Genomic DNA, 25086 nt, shown 5'->3' with positions numbered 1-25086 from the left:
TGGGTCGGGAAAGCAGCGTTTGCAGAATTTGCGGGGGTTGCTTTCGCAGGGGCCGCGACGAGTGCCGTCGTGACAATGCGGCAAGAACCACCGTCTGGTGACGGTAGCCACGGCAGGCACGTACCGACGCTCGCCAGCGCGTGGACAGCCCGGCAATACGTCACGTCCCCCGCGAAAGAACAGCCGCAAACGCATCTTTTGCGGAGCGAACGGCGACACGGAAGCCTCATGCCGTTGGCTTTCCGCCACCGGCTGCCGAAATCAGACCGGCGCATCAAAAAACTCGGACCGCGAAGTAGCGACCCGAGTTTCATTGATTTCGATCAAAACGCTAAATGGCGGTGAGGCCTAGTAGCGATAGTGGTCTGGCTTGTAAGGTCCTTCGACAGGCACTCCGATGTAGTCGGCTTGCTCTTGCGAAAGGGTGGTCAATTTGACGCCCAGTTTTCCAAGGTGCAGGCGAGCGACTTCTTCATCCAGACGTTTTGGCAAGATGTGGACGCTGACGTCGTACTGATCGGCACGTTGCCACAATTCCAATTGAGCCAAGACCTGGTTGGTGAACGAGGTGCTCATCACAAAACTTGGGTGTCCGGTTGCACATCCAAGATTGACCAAGCGGCCTTTCGCCAACACGATCACGCTGTTGCCGTTTTCAAAGGTGTAACGCTCGACCGCACCGACGTCAGCCGGTTTGATCTCTTCTTTGGAAACGCGACCTGCAGCGACTTCTCTTTCCAGCCAAGCGATGTCGATTTCGGTATCAAAGTGTCCGATGTTGCAGACAATTGCATCGTTAGGCATCTTCGACAAATGCTCGCCCATGATGATGTCTTTGTTACCGGTGGTGGTAACAAACAGATTGCCTTCCAAGCAGGCGTTCTCCATCGTGGTCACTTCAAAACCTTCCATCGCAGCCTGCAGGGCATTGATTGGATCGATTTCGGTTACCAACACGCGGCACCCGTAACGCTGCAGCGAGACAGCACAACCTTTTCCGACGTCGCCGTAACCACAGACAACAGCCACCTTGCCAGCCAACATAACGTCGGTTGCTCGTTTGACTCCGTCTGCCAGCGATTCGCGGCAGCCATACAGGTTGTCAAATTTGCTTTTGGTCGCCGAATCATTCACGTTGATCGCAGGCACTTTCAGTTTGCCTGTTCGGTGCAAGACATCCAAGCGATGAACACCGGCGGTCGTTTCTTCGCTCAAGCCGCGAATTTCTGCCAACAGTTCAGGGAACTTATCATGGACCATGGCGGTCAGGTCGCCGCCGTCATCCAGGATCATGTTCAACGGTTCGCCCGAAGGAAAGTGCAGCGTCTGCTCGATGCACCAATCGAATTCTTCGTCGGTCATCCCTTTCCAAGCGTAAACAGGGATGCCAGCGGCGGCGATTGCAGCGGCAGCGTGATCCTGGGTGCTGAAGATATTGCAGCTGCTCCAGGTGACTTCCGCACCAAGTTCAACCAGCGTTTCAATCAGCACGGCAGTCTGGATCGTCATGTGAAGGCAACCTGCGATGCGTGCCCCCTTCAGAGGTTTTTCCTGTCCGTACTTCTCCCGTAGTGCCATCAATCCGGGCATTTCGTTTTCAGCCAGGTTGATTTCTTTGCGACCGAATTCGGCCAGATCAATGTTCTTTACCTTGTAGGGCAATCGAGTCGTTTCGACCTGAGACACGTCTTGTTCTCCAGAATTTAGGGAGGTAGTTGATGAGCACTTTTGAACTCTTACCCACGCCATAATAGAGGACCTGACAAGTCTTTGTTAGGGGCGAAATTGTTCCTGAAGCCCACGTTCTGCCTCCAGGCAAAATGCGTTCACCAGGTTCGCATCCTTGGTCCCACGCGGTGCTTCGACTCCGGATGCGACGTCGACCCCATGCGGCTTGGCAATTTGGATTGCCCGGAACACATCCTTGGGACCAAGCCCCCCCGCCAAGATCCAGTGATCGGCCGCTTGCTCCGACCAAGCTCCAATCGATCGCCAGTCCAACGAAACCCCCTCCCCGCCGTAGCTTGAGCCGGCATCGGCGTCCAGCAAAATGGCCGCTCCGACTTCCCGCCAGGGGGCAACCCGGTCTTCGATCTCCGCTGGAGAAAGCGCCCGTCGAGGCAGCCGGACGGCTCTTAAAACGGCGACACCCGCATCCCTCAAACGGCTTGCAGCGGCGGGCGTTTCATCCCCATGCAACTGAACAAACGTCAACCTGACGCGTTCCGTCAGGGCGGCGATCGAATCGACATCGGAATTGACGAACAAGCCAACGACGTTCAGCCCCAACTGCTCGGCTTCGGCTGCCAAAGAACGAGCCTGTTCCCCAAGAGGGTCCATGTAGCGAACACTTGGTGGGAAAAAATTCAATCCGACCGCGTCCGCACCCGACTCCGAAGCGGCAACAAGATCCTCGGATCGCTTGACTCCGCAAATTTTTATTCGAAAGGGGGAAGCCGCAGACATAAATGAATCCGTTTAAGGTTGGCGATGATCGGACAGTTCGATGCCGCGTGAGCGACCGCCGTCCTCTAGATTCGCTAACCGCACCAAGGGGCAGAACCGATAAAGAAGCCTACAGGATCGGCGTGGCGGCAGTAAGAAGCGACGACAGAATCACCAGAACGTAAATGTCCCTCTGATTTGAAATCAACGTTTCAGAGTGGCCGTCCCTGCCAATGGATCTCGAACACTACGGACGGATAGACAATGCGTTATCTCACCATGGTTCGCCAGATTTGGCAAAAACGTCTTCAGGGCAAATCCTGGAGTATCCCCACCACGACCCGACGGACTCTCGTGCTGGGAGGCGCCGTCCTACTGGTTGGTTGGAGTCTTCTGGGGGGGCGTCACCAGATGCAAACTGTCGTTTGGACGGCAGCGGACGGAAGCGATAAAGCCACCTGCCTCGTCCCGCTGGAAAGTCCCGCGGTCGCGGAGATTCGGACTTGGTTGACGAAATATAAAGAGACCACGATCACCGAAAAACCGGATGCGTATTATCAGGCGAAATGGAAATGCGAGGCTGCCGAATTTTATCTGCGGCAAACCAAACCGATCGAGGAAACCGAAACCACGTCCGCAGTGGTCCAGGCCACCTTCCACGAAACCGATTCAAGCGAAATCGATCGCCAAAGAGAATACTGGCAGAACGAACTCACAACTTCAAAACTTACGTTGCAAACCATTAATTCCAGCTTGCAACCGGCTCCGGGATCTTCGGTAAAGGTTCCCATTCAGTTTGGAGCCGTTGTTTCTTCCCCCCTGACGGTAACCGAAACGATGACCCTAACCGCATTCGCGTTGTTAATCATGGCTGGCTACTACGCGGCAAACCGGTTGCAGTCACGCGCCGTCGCCGTTTCAGAAGCCGACCCCATCCACGTTCACAAGTCGTGGATCAAGGTTCAGCGAAGCCGAAAAGCCGAAATGCTAAAACGCATCGACCAGAGCAGTTGGCTGTTGATCCTGCTCTGTGTTGGTCAGTCGCTGTTGCGTTAAAGGTTTCGGTAGGGATTGAAAAGAGCGTAGTTCAGGTGGCGATACAGGTCGCTTCCTGCTAGCAAATCTTCATGGCTCCCTTCCCCTGCTAGGCGGCTTCCATTTAGAAGGACCACGCGATCGGCGGTTCGCAAAGAATTCAAACGTCGGGGCAACATGATCACGATCGCTCCGCTGTGGGCTAAGAAACGCAAAGCGTCCAGCGGCTCGTCATCGGCTAGCCCTTCGACCGTATCCGGTTCTTGAACCACGACAAGCGCAGGCTTTCTCAGCAGCGCACGGGCGACGCCGATCGCATAGCGCGTCGTCCCATCAAGACTTGTATCGTCGGGCGACAACACCGTTGCCATCCCATCGCTAAGTTCCGAGATCTGTTCGTAGATTCCGACCCGACGCAAGACTTCCTGAACCGCTTCGTCCCCGCCGACGGCGTCTATACCCAACAGGTTTTCGGCAATCGTACCGTTCCAAATCGGGCCATCGGCTCCAACCCAAAACACCTGCCGCGAAAGGGAGTTGGGATGGATTTCGCTAACCGAGATCCCATCGATTTCAACCGTCCCCTCGGTCGGTTTGCCAAACCCTTGCAAGATTTCGATCAGTGCAGCCGTGGAAACCGTATCGGTCCCCAACAAAGCGACCACCGATTTCGGCTCCAACCGTAAAGTCAGGCTGGTAAGGACGTCTTTTCCCAAATCGTTTCGGAGCGTGACATTGCTTAATTCAACGGCCGACCGGATTCCGGTAATCCCGACCAAATCCCCCATCTGTTGATCTTCTTCACCCGCCAAGAAGCGATAAAGGTTTGCCGCTGCGTCTTGGGCTAACACGATATTTTTATAAAACCGAAGTATCCGAGCCGCCGCGACGGCCGCTCCGGCCAACGAAAGCCCCAGCACAACGCCTGCGGACATTCCCAGTCCATCGGCACTGCTCAAACGGTTGACGCCAAAGGCAAGCAACACCAACAAAGTCGCCAGCAAACCGGCGAAAGCGACCACAGGCAAAACGCGAGAATGATGGGCATCCACGGCCGCTTGCTGGCGGCGCAACCGAAGCAGTTTTTCCGCAAACACATCGCTGACCGTTTGCCTTGATTGCAAACGGGCCAAGAGGGGCGCCTGCCGGACGGTTTCCACAAGGTCTTGCTGCGAATGAGCAACCTCCCACCCTGCACCTTGTGCCGGTTCACGACGGCTGACCCACATCCGCAACCGCCAAACTAAAATCCCGCCGATAATCGCTAGCAAAGCCAACCAAACATCGACCAATAAAGCCAATCCCAGACAACAGGCCAACACAATCGCGATCCGTGGACAGGATCGCCACCAGGAGATCAATCCGATATTTAATGCGGGCAGATCGCGTTCGATCAATGCTTGGACGCGTGATCGCTGAGCACTTGCGCCTTCGACCTGGGCCTTATCGAGGATGCGCTGCAAAATCCGCTGATGGAATTTCTCGGTCGTCAAACGTCCACGACGGAGCAGCCCTAAATGGGTCCGCCATAGCAGGAGGGCAAAAACGAACGCGACCCCAACGGCAAAAGCCGTCAACCAAAGCAACTGCGTCAAAGCGGGCTGCTGAATCAACACCTCGGGAACGGGGACGACTAAACCGCGACCAAGCTGAACCTTTGTCGTCAGTATTCCTGGCCCCAGCAATTCGGTGATCAACCCCACGACCACAATCAACAGGGGGACCAAAAGAGCGAGGAAGCAAGACGCCACCCGCCAAGCAAGAATGCCCGGAATGGTGACCTCTTTTCGAGCTTCAGAAAAAGGTCCAAATAAAAACATGGTGCATCGTCTCAACAGCAGAGGAACCGACTAGTGCAACAAATAGGATAGCCTTCCTCTCCATCGTACCCGCCTAACGGTTCAGGTGCCTGACAGTGCTAGCGATTTTCCCATGGCAAGGAAACCGAAAGCCCAGATTCAGATTTACGGACGTTTTTGAGCGATCAGATTGCTGCCTTAAGTCCGCGCCACGCGAGAACCGACCGCGGGAGTATGCTAGAACTAGAGGTCTTCTTGAATCCGTAACTCTCGTTCGATGACTTACAAACGATGTATTCTTCTAGTCGCATTCGCCGAATGATTTGTGTTTTGCTATTCGCTGCCATGGTCGCCCCCTTTAGCCAGGCTGCCCCGCCAGCGAAAACCAACCCCAGCACGGGCGAACTGCCTCCGGCGGGAAAACGGGACGGAATCGCCCCACGCAATGTTGTCTTCATTCTGACCGATGACCATCGTTACGACGCGATGGGGTTCATGGGGCATCCATTCCTGGAAACCCCGCACCTTGATTCATTGGCAAAGAATGGCGTGCATCTGAAAAATGCCTTTGTGACCACTTCCCTCTGCTCCCCCAGTCGAGCTTCGATTCTGACCGGTCTGTACACGCACCGGCATCGAGTCATCGATAACAATCGCCTGGTCCCGCCCGGAACAAGGTTTTTCCCGGAATACCTGCAACAAGCGGGATACGAGACCGCCTTTGTCGGAAAATGGCACATGGGGGGATCGCATGACGAACCTCGCCCCGGATTCGACCATTGGGTCAGCTTTCGCGGCCAAGGCAATTACCTACCCCCCGGACCCAAGTACACCCTGAACGTCAACGGCGAACGTGTCCCTCAAAAGGGCTACATCACCGATGAATTGACCGATTACGCAGTCGATTGGTTGGAAAACCAGAAGGATTCGGACAAACCGTTTTTCCTATACCTTTCCCACAAAGCGGTCCATGCGAACTTCACCCCCGCAAAACGGCACGAAGGGAGATATGCGAACGAAAACCTTGATTTTCTGCCTCGCGGAGAAGATATTACCGCTGCCAACGACGCCCCGCGCTGGGTACGAGACCAACGCAACAGCTGGCATGGGATCGATTTTTCCTATCACAGCGACAAAGGCCTGGATTATCTCTACCAGCGGTACTGCGAATCGGTTTTGGCGGTTGACGATGGGGTGGGACGCGTCCTTCAGCAGCTGAAGGAAATGGGAATCCATGACGACACTCTTGTCATCTATATGGGTGACAATGGATTCATGTTTGGTGAACACGGGCTGATCGATAAACGCGTTGCCTACGAAACATCGATCCGCGTTCCGATGATGATGCAATGCCCCAACCTGTTTTCTGGCGGGACGGTTGTCGAACAAATGATCGGAAACCTGGACGTTGGTCCGACCGTCATGCATGCCGCGGGACTGGAGACTCCAGAATATATGGACGGCCTTAGTTTCCTGGACCTTGCGGCTGGCAAACCGCAACCTTGGCGAGACCACTTTCTCTACGTTTACTACTGGGAAAAGAATTTCCCGCAGACGCCCACCCAATTCGCCCTTCGTGGCGATCGCTACAAATACATCACCTATTACGGTTTATGGGACGTCGACGAACTGTATGATCTGCAAGCCGACCCAAAAGAAACCAACAATTTGATCAACGACCCCAAACTGCGCCCGATCGCGAAGAAAATGGAAGATCAGCTGTACGGGATGCTGCAGGAAGCGAACGCAATGGAAATTCCCTTAAATCAGCCTGCTGGCGGCTCGCAGAACAAACGTTGGGCGAAAAAGGGTGGCGCAGAGGCGGCCGCATTCCCTAAATCACTGGTCGTTGAGGAACCTATTAATAAGAACGCCCGATAGATGGCAACGTTTGATACACCGAAACGCTAGGTAACACGAAGCGACGATGAAAAGAGGCGTGCTGTTCCTTATCCAATGCTACCAAAAGGGGATCAGCCCAATGTTCCCCCCCTGCTGCCGCTTCGCACCGACTTGCAGCCAATATGCGATCGAAGCGATCGAGCGGTACGGGATCGTGCGTGGGATTTGGAAAGCGACCTGCCGGATCGCAAAATGTCACCCCTGGCACCCCGGCGGGTACGATCCCCCGTAAGTCTCCTCGCCGGATCCGCCCCATAAGTCCTCGCGCCAGCACATTCAGCACGCTCCTGCCAAGAAGTGCGATTTCTCAGTAGACGGTTTGGCCCAATAACAGTGTTTATTGGCCTTCACACACTCTGTTTTTCCGGCTGTTTTTCCGGCAGAGTCAGCCAAGACGGCGCTCACAAGCCTCCGCCACACGACGACTCCTATCTACAAACCGACGATCGACATGCCAGCGACTGAATGCGTCTTGATCACCGGGGCCAGTTCTGGCATCGGTGAAGAATTAGCCCGGCTTTTCGCGAAGGATGGGGCTGAAGTGGTCTTGGTCGCACGTCGCGAAGAAAAATTACAGGAACTAGCGAAGGAATTGGAATCGCAGTACGGCACCCACGCGACGGTGATTGCCATGGACCTGGCGAAGCCGGACGGAGCCCAAAAACTTTGCGAATCGCTTAGCGAACAAGAAATAGAGGTTGATGTTCTGGTCAACAACGCGGGTTTTGGCATCCTCGGCCGGTTCCAAGATTCGAAATGGGAGACTCAGCGGGCGATGATCGGGGTCAATATTTCGGCGTTGACCGAACTGACGCATCGCCTGCTTCCCAAAATGTTGGAGCGTCAGCGGGGGGGAATTTTAAATGTTTCTTCGGTGGCAGCCTTCCCACCGGGCCCATTGATGGCGGTTTACTACGCCAGCAAGGCATTTGTTCAGTCTTTTTCTGACGCATTGCGCGAAGAACTTCGCGGGACCCCAATTTCGGTCACGTCGCTGGCTCCGGGCCCCGTCAGCACCGAGTTTGCTAGCCGCAGCGGGATCGGTTCGCTTGGTTTCTTTGACCGCAATTCACTGCCAGCAAAACAGGTTGCCGCCGCGGGATACCAGGCTTTCCGCAAGAAAAAGCGGAATTGCACCCCCGGTTTATTCAATCGCGTAGGAACCATTGCGACGCGAACCCTGCCTCGTACGATTTCTGCACGAATTGTCGCACGCGTCCAAGGGCGCAAACTAGAATAAGCCTTGTCAGTGAAACCGCTTGCCAGCGACGTAACGATTTTTCGGGTCGTAGAGGGAACTTTGCCCCCGAATAGCGCATCGCAGTAAAAGCGTTTCGTTGACACTGTAGGGGGTGCAACTAGAATCGGGACCGCAGCTTATCTATACGGCTAAAATCCCCCATTTTAACAAACCCTTACATTCTCGTTCGTCGATACCACTTAAAGCGAGTGGATTGACGGACAAGGGGCGTCGCGGATTCTCGCTGTTAAGCAGCAACAGAGTTGAGACTTAGAAGTTCAAACGAAAACCTACTTGGATCGCAACGTTTTGCGATGCTCCGTTCAATCGAGCAGGGACTAGATGGTGAAGTCAGCCAAAAACAAAGCCAGTCGTCGTCAGACCAAATCGGGCAAGTCCATGGTGTCCAAGCGACGCTTGATTATGGAGAGTCTCGAAGCGCGCCAGCTGCTGGCAGCCGGCATTACTCCCGTTGCGAGTGATGTGAACCCAGCGGCGGTCGTTACCGATACCGAAAACCCTCGGAACATCGGTTCGGTCACTGCCTTCATATTCAATGAATCGGAGCAGTCGGGCCAGACCGGACTGAACAACGGGATTTTCAGCGCGGAGGTAGTTCCTCTAGGCACCATGTCGGATCAAGAACCGATCGTGGATGTCACGGGGACCCTATCGCTGGTCCAAACGAACAATCCGATTCAACAGCCCGAAGACGTTGACTACTTCGCGGTCGATCTGCGAGCTGGCGACATCCTGGACCTCGCGACCATTGGTGGTGCAGGCTCGATCGACGTTTTCTACGAGAACGGCAGTCGCTGGTTCGCGATGGATTCCAACCAGCACGACCCACTGCTGCTTCCCGATAGTTCCCCACTGCAGACAAACGGAACGGTTGCCGGAGCCCAAGTGGTTCCAGAAGACGGCCGCTACTATGTTCGTGTAGCCCCCAACGGCTTCACCGGCGTCTATACGTTAGGCATGCGGGCCTATCGTCCGTACATGGAAAGCCAACCGATTGGCACGAAGCAAATCGTGTACGTCGATTTTGACGGTTACGTTGGGCCTCGTTCGGTAATCGATCCGATTGACCTCGAAACCGGGCTTCCCAATACGGGAACCATCCGGATCGACAGCTTGTACGATTACATCACCAATTTTGGGCTGCTACAGCGTGACGAAGATGCCCTGATCGACCGCATCATGGCTCGCGTTCATGAGGATTTCAATGACGTAATCCCCGTCAACGGCAGTAATGGCGACTACGCCAACACCGGCATCGCAGGTCAGTTCGGGATCACGATTCTCAACAGTCGCGACCACGCCGATCCGATTGGCGTTGCGAACGTGACGCGAGTGATCGTCGGCGGAACCAATGCGGACATTTTCACAGAAGACCTGCTGGGCATTTCTGAGTCGATCGATATCGGGAACTTCGACACTTCAGAAATCGTTTACTCTCCTCTTGATCAAGTGCTTCCCTACACCGCGGGCATCACTATTTCCGGCGCCCAAAGCACGCTTGATCTAGTTGCCCAGACGATTGCGGTCACGGTCACGCATGAATTGGGACATTCCTTTGGTCTCCGCCATACCGACGGTAACAACAACATTGGATCGATGATCGACGGTCCTGGAGCCCCTGTCCAAGCGTTTGATTTCGAGCTTGGTCCAGACGGCATCTTTGGCACCGAAGACGACCAGAATCTAGAATTCCCGGTTTATGACCGGTTCAGCACGGCTGAAGGATTCTTCGGGTATGAACGGGTCGCCGATGCGATCGCGTTTGGCCTATCGACCGGAACCGTTGGTGGTTCGGTTACGGGTACCGTATTCCGCGACGTTAACGGAGACGGACTGCAACCTGGCGATAGTGGCTTAGCGGGCGTCACCGTCTTTGTCGATTCCAACGGAAACGGCCAATTTGATTCCTTTGAACCACGTGCAGTCTCCGGTTCCGACGGCACCTACACCATCAATGGAGCTCCTGGTGCGACGACCGTCAGCGTGGTTGTCCCCTCGAATTCGGCGATCACCACCGCTTCGACGCAAAGCGTCGTGATCCCTACAACAGGGACCGTGGCTGCGATCAATTTTGGAGTGGAACAGATCCGTGCCGATGTGACAGGTGTTAAGTTTGCCGACATCAACGGCAACGGATTCCGTGAAGCCACGGAACCGGGCATCGAAGGGGTCTTTATGTATATCGACCTGGACAACGATGACTGGCCTGACACGGGTGAACCCCAAGCCATCACCGCTGCCGACGGAAGCTACTCTTTCGACTTTGATGCCGCCGGGACTTACACGATCCGTGAAGTGGTGGGCCCTGGATACATCCAAACGACACCTGCGTCGGGCGAACACATTGTTCAATTCACCGGAGAGCCGATTTCTGGGCAAGACTTCGGCAATCAGCCTGCTCGTGACTACGGCGATGCGGACGTCGCATCGACGGTAGGCGTCAATGCTGCCAGCCACGGCTTGGTTGCCGGGCTGTTCCTCGGTGCATCGGTCGACTTGGACGCCAATGGCGGCGTCCGTTCAGCCAATGCGGACGCAGACGACTTGACTGGCATCCTGCAGGCCAATGGAACGGTCATCGATGACGAAGATGGCGTAATTGCAACGTCGGCATTCGGGCGTGATGACACAGCCACTTTGCAGATCACCGCAACAAACACGACCGGTCAGCCCGGTTACCTGCAGGCTTGGATCGATTTCAACGGCAACGGCAGCTTCGATGACGCGGGCGAACATGTCATCGTCGACCAGAACCTTGCCAATGGTCTTAACGAAATCGACATCGCGGTTCCCGCTGACGCGGTTCTAGGCAGCGTGGTCGGCCGCTTCCGTTACAGCGCGGAAGCCGGCGTTGCTTCCTTCGGTCCTACCGATGCAGGAGAAGTTGAAGACCACCTGTTCACCGTTCTGAATACATCCGACGCTTTGCAGCCCGATACTTATCGGGTTGACCGGAACAGCACGGGGAACCTTCTTGACGTCCTCGACAACGATTTTGTGGCCCCCGGCTTTACCCTCAAGTTGAATAGTCTGGACACGTCCAGCACAACGGGAACGGCAATCCAAACGACCGATGGAACGGGCATCCTTTACACGCCGCCCAACGGGTTCATTGGCCGTGATACGATTACCTACTTCGCCGAAGGTCCTGACGGCGAACTGATTCGCGACAGCAACGGTGACCCAGCCCAAGGTGTGGTTTCCGTTAACGTCACGTTCCAAACCGATTTACCCTTTGCATTGGACGACACGTTCCTCGTCCCCGAAAACTCGGTGAACTTCCCGCTGAGCGTTCTGGACAACGACATTTCCAGCATCAATGGTGGGCTGTCGATCGTCTCCTTCGAACAGGGTGATCAAGGCGGACGAGTCGATTTGGTTGGTGGTGGCCAATCATTACGCTACACGCCTTCGACCGGGTTTAACGGCACCGAGCAATTCAGCTATACGATTATCGATGGTGCAGGGAATCCCAGTACCGCCCAAGTCACCTTGAAGATGCTGCCCACTTCGCAGCTTCCCGGAAACAACGACGTTGAGTTCAGTTTTGCCTTCCTAGACGATGTCGACCGGACTCCGGTCGATAACGTGACGGTGGGAGATTACTTCCTGGTCCAGGTATCCGTTGAAGACATCGAACTGACGGACACCACTCGCCAAGGGGTCGGCAGTGCGTTCCTTGACCTGCTGTATTCCGATGAACTGGTTTCGGTAACCTCGCTCAACGGAGGAGCCAACGGGTTTCCTTTCGACATTGACTTCGGTGCCTTTTACGTCGGAGGATCGGTATTCCAGCAAGGTGACGCCGGCACTCCCGGTATCATCAACGAAGTGGGTGGGACTCAGCCGATTTCGGCTTTGACCGATCCAAACATTAACCAGACCGGCGCGAACGTCCTGTTTACGATTCGCATGAAAGCGGATTCGGCAGGAGTCGCAACCTTCCAAGCAGACCCAGCAGATTTGCCACAAAGCGAAGTGATTCTGCTTGGTGAAGATACAGTCGTTCCCGTGGAACGAATCATCCTTGGCAGCGGCGAATTGCAGATCAGCGATTTGCCCAATGGAGCACAAACCCGAGCGATCGACGACTCATTCCCTGATTCGGTCGATTCCAACGGGAATCCAATCCTCCCAGGTAACGCAGCAGAACTCGATATTCTGACAAACGATGTCTTGGCTTTGAACGCACAAGGGTCACAGAAAGACATCATTGAATTCGGGATCCTCACGGCCCCGACTCGCGGAAACGTCAGCATTGTTGATACCGCAGGAACTCCGAACGACCCGAGCGATGACGTAGCGATCTACCGGCCCAATGCTGGAGTCGTTGGGGTTGATCGTTTCACGTATCTGATCGTCGACGAAGATGGTTTCCGAAGCACCGCAGAAGTACGAGTGGCAATTGGTGCCGCCGCCAACCAAGCCGATGTTGGAATCTCCTTCCAGTATGTTGATACGGCAGGAAACCCGGTCAACAGCTTGGTGGTTGGACAAGAATTCGGCGTAGAAGTCTACCTAGATGACCTCCGTAGTGCTTCGGCCGGTGACCTAGGCGTATTCGCCGGTTACCTAGACGTCCTATACGACCGCCTCCTGGTCACTCCGTCCAACAACGACGGTTCAGACTTCGGCTTTGATGTTGAATTCTCCTCCGATTTCAATGAGGGTGCTGCGGTTGGAAACCTAACCGCTCCTGGGCTGATTAACGAATTCGGAGCCTTCCAGATCGACTCAGGCGGAAGTGCAGACCCGCTTGGTGGTGAGCCAAAATTGATGGCCACACTGTTCTTCCAAGCCGATGCGATCGGGACTTTGCGAATCGTTGGTGACGAAGCCGATTCATCGCCATTCCAGGACACTCTGCTTTACGATCCTCCAGGACCTGTCGATCGCGATCGCATCCTGTTTGATGTGGCAGAGATCGAAATCTCCGTCGCAGCAGGTGAATCACCGTTCCAGAACGGATCCAATCCGTACGACGTGAACGCCGACGGATACGTTTCTCCGATCGACGCTCTAGGGGTTATCAATACCCTGAACCAGATGAGCCGCTCGGTAGCTCAAGGCGAATCGTTTGGTAGTTCGGTGCGGAAATTCTTCGCCGACGTGAATGGTGATAGTGCGATCACGCCAATCGATGCATTGGGTGTGATCAACTTCCTCAACCGACAAGCTCGCTTCAGCAACGCAAACGGCGAAGCCGCTCCGTTGGTTACCAAGTCGAATCCAAGCAGTGCTTCCAGCGACGCCGTCTTTGAATCGCTTTCCACCAACGACGTGGATGCTGACAGCCCGAACCTTCTCGGCTGGGAGCAACAACCAGAGGACAGCGACACCGCCGTGGCAGCCAACACCTACACGGCTGATTCGTCTTCATCCGATGACGAAGAAGACGATATCCTAGCCTTGCTTGCCGATGACGTTGTAACGGTCTGGAACTAGTCTTGTTTACGATTGCCTTGTTGTTCAGCTGCCTGCTCCACCCATACCACCGGAGCATGGCAGAAGTGGAATGGAATGCTCAATCGAATCGCTATGAAGTCGCATTTCGATGTGACCCACGCGATCTCGATCGAGCCCTTTCCGCGTCGATGAAGATGCCGATCGTCATCGAGCAACTTCCCAAGGCAAAGGCTGAAAAATACATTCAGCAATATCTGGACAAACATCTAAAACTGTTTCGACAAACAGAAGATGGCGAAGAGGAACCGGTTGTCGCCAAACGCCACTGGGTTGGTTACGAATTAGACGATCGAGGCAAATACCTCTGGCTCTATTTTGAGTGGGAACCCTCCCCTGGGGACGCTCCACTGAAGATCGAAAACCGGATGTTCATGCAGGTCGAACCGACGCACATCAGCAGCTTCACGTTCACAGACATCGCCGAAAAACCGAGCCTTCACTTCACGTCATCGGTCCCCGTGAAGAACGTGCCGCTTCCCGCTCGGAAATCCCGCTAGTCGCCCCAAGCCCCAGCAAGAAAGCCCGGAGGGCGACACATACCTGCCGGCGACGTGAGCTGCCGGGGACGGAAAACCCCGAGCAAGATAGCCCGGAGGGCGGCAGAAATTTCGCAGCCAAGCGCGTTTAATCACCTGCTCCCTTCTCCCGCCCGCTGGGCTTGCCAATGCACTTGCCATCATCCGTTGGCTTACGCCAATGACAAATATCTGCCGCCCTTCGGGCTAAAAATCGCGAGCCCGGAGGGCGGCACATACTTGCCGGCGGTGCGAGCCGCCGGAGGCGGAAAAGACCGAGCAAGTAAGCCCGGAGGGCGGCAGAAATTTCGCAGCCAAGCGCGTTTAATCACCTGCTCCCTTCTGTCGCCCGCTGGGCTTGCCAACGCACTTGCCATCATCCGTTGGCTTACGCCAATGACAAATATCTGCCGCCCTTCGGGCTAAAAACGATGCCGTTCCGGCAAGAAAGATTCTCCCTAAACGACCGCAGATAACGCCCTACCCTACCCTTTCATTTTTAGGACCGGCAGGGTTCTTTCTTTGGCGATGCGGGCCAGGATGGAGGGGGGCGTCTGATCCTGCAGCGTCGCGGGAGCGCGAAGAGCTCGGGCAGCGGCAGCCGCTGAATCTCCTTCGAATCGATCTCCTTGCTGAGTGCCTCGCCGTGCGAATTCTTTTTCGATGGCCAACCGCAAAGCTGATTTTTCCAAACACCAGAGAGGTGCAATCAGGAAATCGGGCGGAGCGTCTCCGCTGACTCGTTCGACGATCACATCGCGAGGGATTCGTTCCAGAAAATCGACAACGGTTTCGATGTATTCATCGCGCTGCATCATTTCGACCTTGCCCGAAAGCACCTCTTCCCCCAAAGGCGTATCACGGACGGCGTACAAGTTATGCAGTTTGACCGCATCAACCTGAAGCCTGCCGATTTCGACCGCCGTTTCCATCCTGTCCGCGTGCGTTTCACCCGGGATTCCCAAGATGATGTGAGCACAGGTTTCGAAACCGCGTCCTGCACTCCGCTGCATCGCGTCGATCATGCTGGCGTGATGATGTCCACGATTCATCCAGTCCAAGCCGGCATCATGCATGGTCTGCATACCGTATTCAAGCGACACATAATGTTTCTCGGCCAGCTGATCGATTAAATCGAGGACCGGATCAGGCACACAGTCGGGACGGGTACCAATCGCCAGTCCCATCACTTCGTCGGAAACATCCAAACAGGCCCGGTACAGTTCTTCCAGCTGGTCAATCGGTCCGTAGGTATTGGTCGCAGGCTGCAGGTAAGCAATGAAACCAGCCACTTTGTCGTACCGTCTGCGGACCGATTCGATTCCTCGATTCAATTGATCAAGGACGCTCGCCAATCGTCCGCGGCGACTGGGGCTGAAGGATCGATTGTCACAAAAATTGCAGCCTCCTTTGGTAACCGCCCCGTCGACATTTGGACAGGTAAACCCGGCATCGATGCTAACACGCTGAATCCGTCCCCCGAAACGCCGCCTCAAAGAGGCCCCAAAGGCGTTAAATGGCAAACCTTCTTTCTGCCAATCAAGCAACATATCCTTCCCAATACTCACATCTGAACTTTCCGACATCGAATGGACTTCGTTTTTTTGGGGAATATTCATAGGAAACCGTTGTCAGCCAGCCCGTTTAGGAAAACAATAGAGGGTCCTGCCTGCTATTTATCAAACCTCTTTCCCCGCCAACCACCATGCCTAATCCAGCAGACTCATCCGACTCGGCCGATAGTCACGCCACCCACTCCGGCGAAGACATGGGTGACCTTGTACCCTGTGGCGGCGGAGACCCGATCCCTTTGTTTAAATCAAAGTTAGTCATTGGTCGACGGGAGTCGTGCGATATATCGCTGAAGTTTTCCAATGTTTCTGGCCAACACTGCCGCCTTGCGTTGGAAGCAGGCTATTGGTTCGTTCGCGATTTGAACAGCCGGAACGGAACCAAGGTCGACGGCAAAAAGATCTACCGCAAGAGGCTTGATCCTGGCTGCAGGCTTTCCATCGCGAAACATGATTATACGGTCGAGTACGATCCGCAGCGTCTTGGTGCGTTCGGAACGCCTCCCCCGGATGATGACGATGCAGAAGAAATGCTCCGTCGCTCGTTGATGGAACGTGCCGGTTTAACCCGTCGAAGCGAACAGAAACCCAATACCAACCGGAACGTCCTGGACGATTAAAGGACGTCGCAGGGCAGGCATCGGAAATCTTTGCGACACCGGCTAAGCGTATGCCGAGTGTCGCTGGCCGGCTCGTACCGTGTCCCCCTTCTTGCGTGAACGACGCCGCGTGCAGCAACTGAAAAGCAGCACGATCTTCGATTCTCAGCTCCGCAGCCGCACGCCAAGCCGTTTCCTAACAACCAGCTGGATTGTAACGGCTAAGACGGTTAATCGCCCGCAAGGCCGGCACGGGAGGGCATGCGCGGGCATTATGAGTAGCGCATCACGCCGGATCTTCCGATCCCATTTAATGAAATAGCCCTGTGCAAAATTGGGATATCACCAACTTTGCCGATCCGTCGACTTAACGATTTGCCATCATGGATGATGCTAAACGTAAACGCTATCGATTGAAGCATGTCCTGTTGGGATGTGCTCTCGCTAGCTGCACGCTTTCAGCGTTGTCTGTATATGGGAACGAAGATCGTCCGTTTCTCGCGATTCGGGAACCAGGTAGTGAACCTGCAAAACCGACACGTATCGCTCCGGCACCTGCACCCGAAAAGAACAGCTCGGCATCGCTTCCCAATCCCATGCAAGCGAACGAGTTGACGGGTCGACGCCAACCAACCTCCGCCCTAATTCGGGAACCGAGTACCGCGACAGTCGCGATCGGGCACCCGGTCGCTTCGCAGCAACCGGTTCCACCGTCGCTGCAAGCGGCAGTCCAAAAGGGCCAAACGGTTCACGATTTCCCCGCTGCGTCGCTGGCCTCCGCCGCTGCGAATCAGGTGGCAAACGTCCCGGATGTAAAGGTCACCCTGCCGATGGTGCCTGATTCGGATTCACAGACATCCGCCACCTATTCGCACCTTCCAAACAACTTCCAACTGAACTGGCAGAACGTTCAGCAGGACCGCCAATTCGAACGCGAACTGGCTCAGGAAGCGTCACGTAAAACACTGGCGCGTCAAGTGAGCACGCGAACGCTAAGCAAGCTTCGCACTCCCTCCGAACAGGCCCCCACGCCAGCGGTATCGACCCTGACGGCACGCCGAATGGCCGAACAAGCAATCCAGTCGCTGGACGATGCCCATCTCCAACTCCGCCGCGGCATGCATTTAACCGCCAAGCGATCGGCGATGGAAACCCTTCGGCTGATCGCCGATGCGAACGACATGCTGGATGGTCAGATTCGGTCCGCCCGCAATCTTCAGCAGGCTCAGCAAGCCCTAGAAGAAGCCAACGACTTCAGTGGGCAATACGGCCCCGTCAGCCAGGCATCGCTGCAGCGGATGGTTCAGTCCCACCAGACTCCGGTCCTCAAAGACTGTACCACCAGCCATTTAAACGGCAGCCGAGCCGCCGACCTGTACCTTGATTTCGCTCGAGCCAAGTTTGCAATCGTTGCCGAAGCCAACCCGATTGCCACCGAAGCCTTGGCCGTCCTCGCGGAAGTGGAACGGAAAAACAAAAAACCGACAGCACTGACCGACGCCGTGGTCATCAGCTTATTGCGGGCCGCCATTCAAGCGCGTCCAGACGACGCGGTGATCGCAAACGAGCTCGGTTTTCAATTGCTGAAACAAGGCCTATTGGAAGAAGCTCAGTGGGCTCTGGAAAAGAGTTTTCAGATCCAGCCCACTCGTTCGGCAGGCGTGAACCTAGCGGAAACGCTTCGTCAGAGCGGAAACATCCAAGCTGCCAGAGAGCGTATTGCTCAAATCGAAGGGCTGCCGATTCAGCCTCCGGCAACCCCACAGATCATCACGCTTTCCCCCCAGCAATTCGCCAGCCTCTCGCCTCCGACTTCGCCTCCAGGAATCCAGCCGCAACCAACTCTGGCGATTCCCGCAGCGAGCGCCGACCGTACGGCCTCGGATTCGTCCGGGTCAACCGCGACGTCCAACGAACCCACCCCCGCACCTCAAGTGGTTCCCGCCGAACCCAAGTCAGCCGTAGGGCGTGTCGCTCAGGCCGTTTCGCAACTTTGGAAGTAACGCCAAAATGATCCCTATGCCTCACGCCAATCCATCATGGCTGCCCATACGCTTCCGTTCGATCGCTTGCCTGACCGCATGCTTGTTGGTGTTTGCCTGCGTCCAAGAAGTGCGGGCCCAGGGTTACTCGACACAAGGCTACGCGGGAGCCTCCCCCACGTGTGCGTCCTGTCAGTCATGCGGCGGCAACGGGACAGCGGGCAACTGCCAAGCCTGCATCCAAGGGGTGGACTGCAAAACGTGCGACGGAGCCGAGGGGCGTTGGACCGATATGCGTCCGATGGACTTTCAACCGTTTGCACATGGTGAATATGCGGGCCCACCACGACTGGCTCACCTGGCCGAATACCGGCTCCGGCCCAATGATCAGTTACAGGTGATCTACCTGATCACTCGCCGTCAAACCGGAGGAGCCTATCGGTTGGCGGTCGGCGACGAAGTCTTGATTGAATCGATTTCCAATGAAGACCTCACGCGAGGAACTCTAGAATCTGGTCTTCAACTTCAACCCGACGGAACCATCACGGTCCGCCTGCTGGGTCAGATCCATGCCGCCGGTCTTACGGTTGACCAACTGCGTCGTGTGCTGGAGGAACGCTACAAGGAGTTCTACAACGAACCGGCGATCGATGTGACGCCCGTCAAAACGAACACGCTGGCTGAAGACATCCGCAACGCCGTTGGCGGCCAAAGCGGGTTGCAACAACAAGCCGTCAATGTGCGAGTCACTCCCGACGGCAATATTCGGCTTCCCGGAGTCGGTTCGGTTCACGTGCAAGGATTGACGCTCAGCGATCTAAAGCAAGAAATCAATCTGCTTTATGAACAGATCGTTGTCGGCTTGGAAATCGAACCGGTACTGACCGAACAAGCACCTCACTTTATCTACGTGCTAGGGGAAGTCGGCCAATCCAACCGGTTTCAGATCGAAACGCCGACAACCGTGCTGGGAGCAATCGCGATGGCAGGGGGCTACCAACCAGGTGCGAACATGCGTCAGATTGTTGTCCTCCGACGTGCAGAGGACTGGCGATTGGTCGCAACGATGCTTGATTTGCAGGGAGCGGTTCTCGCCAAACGGCCCACCCCTTCCGACGAAATCTGGCTGCGTGATGGAGATGTCGTGATCGTTCCCAAATCTCCGATCCGCGTGTTCAACGACTTTGTTCAGCAGGTCTTCACGAACGGAATCTACGGAGTAGTCCCGTTCAATGGATTTCAGATCGACACAGGCAACTAGTGATCTGGCTGCCTCTGCCCGGTTAATTCATAGCCCGGATAGTTCATTGACCGGGCGCCCCGGCACAACGCACAATCGCCTGGTTCGTGAATTCGCCTAGGACCTGTTCGGCCCCGCCGCCAGCACAACAGGTGTCACCCCACCTTCGTACTTGACGAAGTTTTGCTGGAACAGATCGGCCAATCGCTGCGAAGCCGTCGCATAGGCTTCATCATCCCCCCAGGCATTCTGTGGCCACAGCAGATCCTGCGGCACCCCTGCACATTCCGTGGGTACCTGCAATCCAAAGGTCGATTCCGTCCGCATCGGAGCGTTACCGAGGGTCCCGTCATGGATCGCATCGATGATCGCTCGTGTCGCCGATAAACGAATTCGTTTACCAATGCCAACACCGCCACCGGTCCAGCCCGTGTTGACCAGCCAAGCCCGCGAGTTGTTTTCACGCATCTTTTCGGCCAACAGTTCAGCGTATTTCGATGGATGCCAGACCAAAAAAGCCGCTCCGAAACAGGCGCTAAACGTGGCGACCGGCTCGGTCACGCCGACTTCTGTCCCCGCGACCTTGGCGGTGTAACCGCTGATGTAGTGGTACATCGCCTGCTCCGGCGTCAATTGACTTACCGGCGGTAACACGCCAAAAGCGTCACACGTCAAAAACACGATATTTGTCGGATGACCTCCGACACAGGGTTCCTTCGCACGCTTGATAAAATCGATCGGGTAGGCAACTCGCGTATTTTCCGTAAGCGACGCATCGTCATAATTGACCTCATGAGTCCCCATATCGTAGACGACGTTTTCCAATACAGACCCAAATCGAATCGCTTGGTAGATCTCCGGTTCATTCTCTTGGCTCAGGTGAATGACCTTTGCGTAACAGCCACCTTCGATATTAAAAATACCGGTGTCGGTCCAACAGTGCTCATCGTCACCGATCAATTTTCGCCGCGGGTCGGTCGAAAGGGTAGTCTTACCTGTTCCAGACAATCCGAAGAACAACGTGGTTTCGCCGGTATCACTTTCGTTTGCACTGCAGTGCATGCTAAGCACACCTTTCTTCGGCATCAGGTAGTTCATCACGGTGAAAACACCCTTTTTCATTTCACCTGCATACTGGGTCCCCAGAATCACCAATTCCCCATGCTCAAAGCTCAAGTCAATGCTTGTCTTGCTTGTCATTTGAGACGTGTACGGATTCGCGGGAAAACTACCCGCGTTCAGGATCACGAGATCGGGGTCTTTGAATTCCGCCAGCTGCTCGGCCGTTGGACGAATCAACATATTGTTCATGAAAAGCGCATGGTAAGCACTTTCGGCGATCACCCGAACTCGCAACTGATGCGTTTGATCCCACCCCGCGTAGCCATCGAAGACGAACAGTCGTTTCCGAGTATTTAGATAGTCGATCGCTCGTTGTCGATTGATTGCAAATGAGCGATCGGTCAAGCGAATATTGACATCGCCCCACCAAATATCTTCACTGGTGGCCTGGTCGTCGACGATCCGTTTGTCCTTCGGGCTCCGGCCTGTTTTGTCTCCGCTGCTAGTCGCTAGAGCGCCACTAGCGGCGATCACAGCATCCCCGTCTGCGATCGCGTATTCGTACAACCGCGCGGGCGTTGCATTGCGGATGATGTCTTCAACTTCAAGACCGTATTGGGACAAATCAATCGGATTTAGGCTCATCGTGTTCTTCACAGGGAGAAAAGAGTCAGAAACAGGTTCCGCTAATCGATGCGGATATATTACCAGCCTAACGATTTGGCCTCGGGCATCGTACCAGGGATCCACTTTGTGGAGGGCGGCTACGCGGAAGGCTGCGCAGCAGTGACTCGCGCAGCGGAGATCCGCGCAGCGGAGTGGTTGGAGGAAAAGGCTTTCTGATCGCGGGGCGTGGTTGGAGACTCTTCGCGTTGGGTGTGAGAATGAGTAATGAGTATTGAGTAATGAAAAATGGAAAATGCCCAGCTGGGACTGCCATTTTGCAATCTTCATTTCTCATTTGAGCTTTTACAATTTACCTCACACGCAAGCCGGCTCCACTGCGGGCTCCCCATATCCAGACCAGCTGCCCAATAATGAGTAGTGAGTAATGGAAAGTGGAAAATGGAAAATGCCCAGTTGGGACTGCCATTTTGCATTCTTCATTTCTCATTTGAGCTTTTACAATTTCTCTCACACGCAAGCCGGCTCCACTGCGGGCTCCTCCGTATCCAGACCAGCTGCCCACTAATGAGTAATGAGTAGTGGAAAATGAAAAATGGAAAATGCCCAGCTGGGACTGCCATTTTGCATTCTTCATTTCTCATTTGAGCTTTTACAATTTCTCTCACACGCAAGCCGGCTCCACTGCGGGCTCCTCCGTATCCAGACCAACTGCCCATAATGAGTAGTGAGTAATGGAAAATGAGAAATGGAAAATGCCCAGCTGGGACTGCCATTTTGCAATCTTCATTCCTCATTTTCGCTTTTACAATTCCTCTCACACGCAAGCCGGCTCCACTGCGGGCTCCTCCGTATCCAGACCAGCTGCCCATTAATGAGTAATGAGTAGTGGAAAATGAGAAATGGAAAATGCTGAGCCAGGAACAGTCCTGGAAGCTAGGCTCCTCCGATGCTGCCTCCTGGCGGGTTGGCTGCGATTTGTGATGGGAATCCCAATGCGGGACCGCTAACTTGGCGGAACTGTTGGGCCTTGCCAGATCAATCCTGAAGGCGATAATCAGCGACTTAAAGATGCTAAAAATTTCTGTTGAATTATCCCTGTGAGAGGAAAAGAGTTATGGCTTTAGTTCCGCTGCGAGTCGTTCTGGATCACGCTGCCGAAAACGATTACGGCGTGGCAGCCTTCAACGTCAACAACATGGAGCAAATCCAGTCCATTATGGAGGCCGCAGAGGAGACCGACTCCCCCGTAATCATCCAGGCCTCACGTGGAGCTCGAGCCTATTCGCAAGACGCTTTCTTGCGTCACCTGATGCTTGCTGCGGTTGAACTTTACCCGCACATTCCAATCGTCATGCACCAGGATCATGGCAACAGCCCGGAAACCTGCCTCTCGGCTATCGAAAACGGTTTCACCAGCGTCATGATGGACGGCTCGTTGGAAGCCGACGGAAAGACACCCGCCAGCTTTGAATACAACGTCAAAGTCACTTCCGAAGTCGTCAAAATGGCCCACGCCAAAAACGTCTCCGTCGAAGGCGAATTGGGCTGCCTAGGCTCGCTAGAAAGTGGCGGCGGGGAACAAGAAGATGGGCACGGAGCCGTTGGCGCGTTGACCCACGACCAACTTCTAACCGATCCAGACGAAGCGGCTCAGTTTGTCGAAGCGACCGGCGTCGATGCGTTGGCCGTCGCCATCGGCACCAGCCACGGAGCTTACAAGTTCACCAAAAAGCCTACCGGGAAGGTTTTGGACATGGAACGCATCGAAGCGATCCATGCAAAATTGCCAAACACCCACCTGGTCATGCACGGCAGCAGCAGCGTCCCACAGGAACTGCAAGACATCATCAACCAGTTTGGTGGATCGATGAAACAAACCTACGGCGTGCCTGTCGAAGAAATCCAACGCGGTATCAAGAGTGGCGTTCGCAAAATCAACGTCGACACCGACTGCCGAATGGCAATCACCGGTGCAATCCGCAAAGTACTGACCGAAAGCCCCGATGCGTTTGACCCTCGCGCTTACCTGAAACCAGCTCGCGAAGCGATGAAGCAGGTCTGCATGGCCCGCATGGTCGCTTTTGGTCAGGCTGGCAACGCTGCCAAACTGCAAGCAACTTTGTAGTACAGGCTACCCTGTGCGATTGATCCAGCATCTACATTCCCATGCCCAGCAGCGGCCCAACGCCGCTGCTCTTTGGCTGGGGGACCAATGGATCAACTGGAGCGAACTGCGTTCTCTGACAAACGAGATTACCAATCGCCTCCTAGACCTTTCACCTCATGGCCGCGTTGTCACTCAGTTCGACAACCATTTTCTTGCGGTCATCGGCACCCTTGCAATTCAGAACGCTGGATTATGCGAAGTGCCCCTTGGCCCCGGCAAACCTCCCAAGCCGCTGCCGACGATCCTCGCCCAAACCGGCGCCACCCTGCACCTGACCACGGTCGACATGCAGAGGTTTTTCGAACGGGCGAGAAACGGTTCGGCAAAGCCCAATCGTTGCTTTAACGAACCATCCCCGGCTTCGGAATCTCTGATTCTTTGGACCAGCGGAACGTCCGCTTCCCCTCGAGCCGTCGTCCTGTCCTGGCAGGCCTTGGCCGCCAATGCAGCTGGCAAACTGTCGGCCGCCCCGCAAAGTGAATCGGACTGTCGGTTGACGATCCTTCCGCTTTGGCACGCCTACGCCAGGACCTGCGAACTGGGCACATGGCTGATCAGCGGTGGCCAGTTAGCCGTATCACTAGGCTGGGAAGGACTGCGATCAGAGGCCTTAAAAATTCGCCCGACCCTATTAAACGTGGTCCCAAGTATCGCAAGTCGCATCCTTGAAAAAGCTTCAGAAAACGACCTTCCGACAAGCATACAACAGCTTGGCCTGGAGCGTCTAAGGATGCTTGGCTGCGGCGGTGCTCCGCTCTCACGACAGGACTACTCTGCGCTTCAAGAGGCAGGAATCACTGTCATTCATGGCTATGGACTGACCGAAGCGGGCCCCGTCGTCTGCTCCGGAACGCCCTCCAAAGGTCGTCCTGGTACGGTTGGCGGGCCGATCCCTTTCACTCAAATTCGATTGGATCCCGAGGGACGCCTAGAAGTCCGTGGACCGGGACTGATGACAGGCTACCTTGACGATCCGGCCAGCACGAAAGCCTGCATGCAGCAGGACTGGCTGCAAACAGGAGACCTTGCCTCGATCGCTGATGACGGGATCGTCACGATTCTTGGCAGAGCAGACGATACGATCGTGCTGGCGAACGGGAAAAAAATCCAACCGACCGAAATCGAATCGCTCGTATGCCAACTTGCAGATGTCCGCCATGCCGTTCTGTGGCATGACCGAAAAGGAGATTTGGTGGGGATCGTCGAATGCCAACGCTCCACCCGATCTCCCGAAACTCTGCAGCGAACGCTAGACGCAAGCGTCGCGCTGCTGGAAAAATGGAAACGGCCGCGACGCTGGGTCATTCGCTACGGACCGTTTGAAACGGACGAGGTCACCACCAAAGGAACTCCACGCCGTCAGATCGTCGGCCCCAGGTATGGCGAATAACGGGCGTCTTCAAACGACAGCGCAT

General features: G+C 55.2%; 16 protein-coding genes. 11 read left to right on the top strand and 5 right to left on the bottom strand.

The features are described from left to right. Positions 1-348: 348 nt before the first annotated feature. Together ahcY and FF011L_RS08930 are read right to left on the bottom strand one after the other, a co-directional pair. Positions 349-1686 (bottom strand): adenosylhomocysteinase, encoded by a 1338-nt coding sequence (gene ahcY / locus FF011L_RS08935; RefSeq protein WP_145351304.1) that lies wholly within the window; start codon positions 1684-1686, stop codon positions 349-351. A gap of 87 nt (positions 1687-1773) precedes the next feature. Next, positions 1774-2466 carry a phosphoribosylanthranilate isomerase gene (locus FF011L_RS08930; RefSeq protein ID WP_145351302.1) on the bottom strand — a complete coding sequence of 231 codons (693 nt, stop codon included), beginning with the start codon at positions 2464-2466 and terminating at the stop codon, positions 1774-1776. A 243-nt stretch (positions 2467-2709) separates the two neighbouring features. On the opposite strand from FF011L_RS08930, the gene FF011L_RS08925 reads away from it, so the two are divergent. Next, positions 2710-3501, top strand: coding sequence for a hypothetical protein (locus tag FF011L_RS08925; RefSeq protein ID WP_145351300.1), 792 nt, complete (start codon positions 2710-2712; stop codon positions 3499-3501). Here FF011L_RS08925 and FF011L_RS08920 read toward each other — a convergent pair. Further along, on the bottom strand, positions 3498-5300 hold the full coding sequence (locus tag FF011L_RS08920) for an ABC transporter ATP-binding protein (protein WP_145351299.1): 1803 nt from the start codon (positions 5298-5300) through the stop codon (positions 3498-3500). The two genes, FF011L_RS08925 and FF011L_RS08920, sit on opposite strands and share 4 nt — an antisense overlap. A gap of 270 nt (positions 5301-5570) precedes the next feature. On the opposite strand from FF011L_RS08920, the gene FF011L_RS08915 reads away from it, so the two are divergent. The 5 genes from FF011L_RS08915 to FF011L_RS08895 all read left to right on the top strand — a co-directional run bounded on the left by FF011L_RS08915 (position 5571) and on the right by FF011L_RS08895 (position 14405). Then, positions 5571-7160, top strand: a complete 1590-nt coding sequence (locus FF011L_RS08915) for a sulfatase family protein (protein WP_145351297.1) — start codon at positions 5571-5573, stop codon at positions 7158-7160. Between the two features lie 46 nt (positions 7161-7206). Further along, on the top strand, positions 7207-7413 hold the full coding sequence (gene yidD, locus FF011L_RS08910) for a membrane protein insertion efficiency factor YidD (protein WP_145351295.1): 207 nt from the start codon (positions 7207-7209) through the stop codon (positions 7411-7413). Between the two features lie 219 nt (positions 7414-7632). Further along, positions 7633-8421 carry an SDR family NAD(P)-dependent oxidoreductase gene (locus FF011L_RS08905; protein WP_145351294.1) on the top strand — a complete coding sequence of 263 codons (789 nt, stop codon included), beginning with the start codon at positions 7633-7635 and terminating at the stop codon, positions 8419-8421. A gap of 342 nt (positions 8422-8763) precedes the next feature. Beyond that, a complete protein-coding gene (locus FF011L_RS08900; RefSeq protein ID WP_145351292.1) occupies positions 8764-13887 on the top strand; it encodes an Ig-like domain-containing protein in 5124 nt (1707 codons plus the stop codon). 2 nt (positions 13888-13889) lie between these two features. After that, positions 13890-14405: a DUF6702 family protein gene (locus tag FF011L_RS08895; RefSeq protein WP_145351290.1), complete on the top strand. Its 516-nt coding sequence runs from the start codon at positions 13890-13892 to the stop codon at positions 14403-14405. Positions 14406-14908: 503 nt separating this feature from the next. Here the strand turns inward: FF011L_RS08895 and FF011L_RS08890 are convergent. After that, entirely contained in the window at positions 14909-16042 is a 1134-nt protein-coding gene (locus FF011L_RS08890; RefSeq protein WP_145351288.1) for a TIGR01212 family radical SAM protein, read from the bottom strand. 86 nt (positions 16043-16128) lie between these two features. On the opposite strand from FF011L_RS08890, the gene FF011L_RS08885 reads away from it, so the two are divergent. The 3 genes from FF011L_RS08885 to FF011L_RS08875 all read left to right on the top strand — a co-directional run bounded on the left by FF011L_RS08885 (position 16129) and on the right by FF011L_RS08875 (position 19836). Then, entirely contained in the window at positions 16129-16614 is a 486-nt protein-coding gene (locus FF011L_RS08885; RefSeq protein ID WP_246109825.1) for an FHA domain-containing protein, read from the top strand. A gap of 362 nt (positions 16615-16976) precedes the next feature. Beyond that, positions 16977-18596, top strand: coding sequence for a tetratricopeptide repeat protein (locus FF011L_RS08880; RefSeq protein WP_145351286.1), 1620 nt, complete (start codon positions 16977-16979; stop codon positions 18594-18596). A 7-nt stretch (positions 18597-18603) separates the two neighbouring features. Next, on the top strand, positions 18604-19836 hold the full coding sequence (locus tag FF011L_RS08875) for a polysaccharide biosynthesis/export family protein (RefSeq protein ID WP_246109824.1): 1233 nt from the start codon (positions 18604-18606) through the stop codon (positions 19834-19836). A 96-nt stretch (positions 19837-19932) separates the two neighbouring features. Here FF011L_RS08875 and pckA read toward each other — a convergent pair whose 3' ends face one another. Then, positions 19933-21522, bottom strand: a complete 1590-nt coding sequence (gene pckA / locus FF011L_RS08870; protein WP_145351284.1) for a phosphoenolpyruvate carboxykinase (ATP) — start codon at positions 21520-21522, stop codon at positions 19933-19935. A gap of 1096 nt (positions 21523-22618) precedes the next feature. On the opposite strand from pckA, the gene fba reads away from it, so the two are divergent. Further along, complete coding sequence (gene fba / locus FF011L_RS08865) at positions 22619-23629, top strand: class II fructose-bisphosphate aldolase (RefSeq protein ID WP_145351283.1); 1011 nt, start codon at positions 22619-22621, stop codon at positions 23627-23629. A 19-nt stretch (positions 23630-23648) separates the two neighbouring features. After that, on the top strand, positions 23649-25061 hold the full coding sequence (locus FF011L_RS08860) for a class I adenylate-forming enzyme family protein (RefSeq protein ID WP_218933091.1): 1413 nt from the start codon (positions 23649-23651) through the stop codon (positions 25059-25061). The last annotated feature ends 25 nt before the right edge of the window (positions 25062-25086 follow it).

Source organism: Roseimaritima multifibrata (genome assembly GCF_007741495.1).
Classification (GTDB): domain Bacteria; phylum Planctomycetota; class Planctomycetia; order Pirellulales; family Pirellulaceae; genus Roseimaritima; species Roseimaritima multifibrata.
Note: the sequence above shows the minus strand (reverse complement) of the source record. Positions and strands in the feature narration are given on the sequence as shown.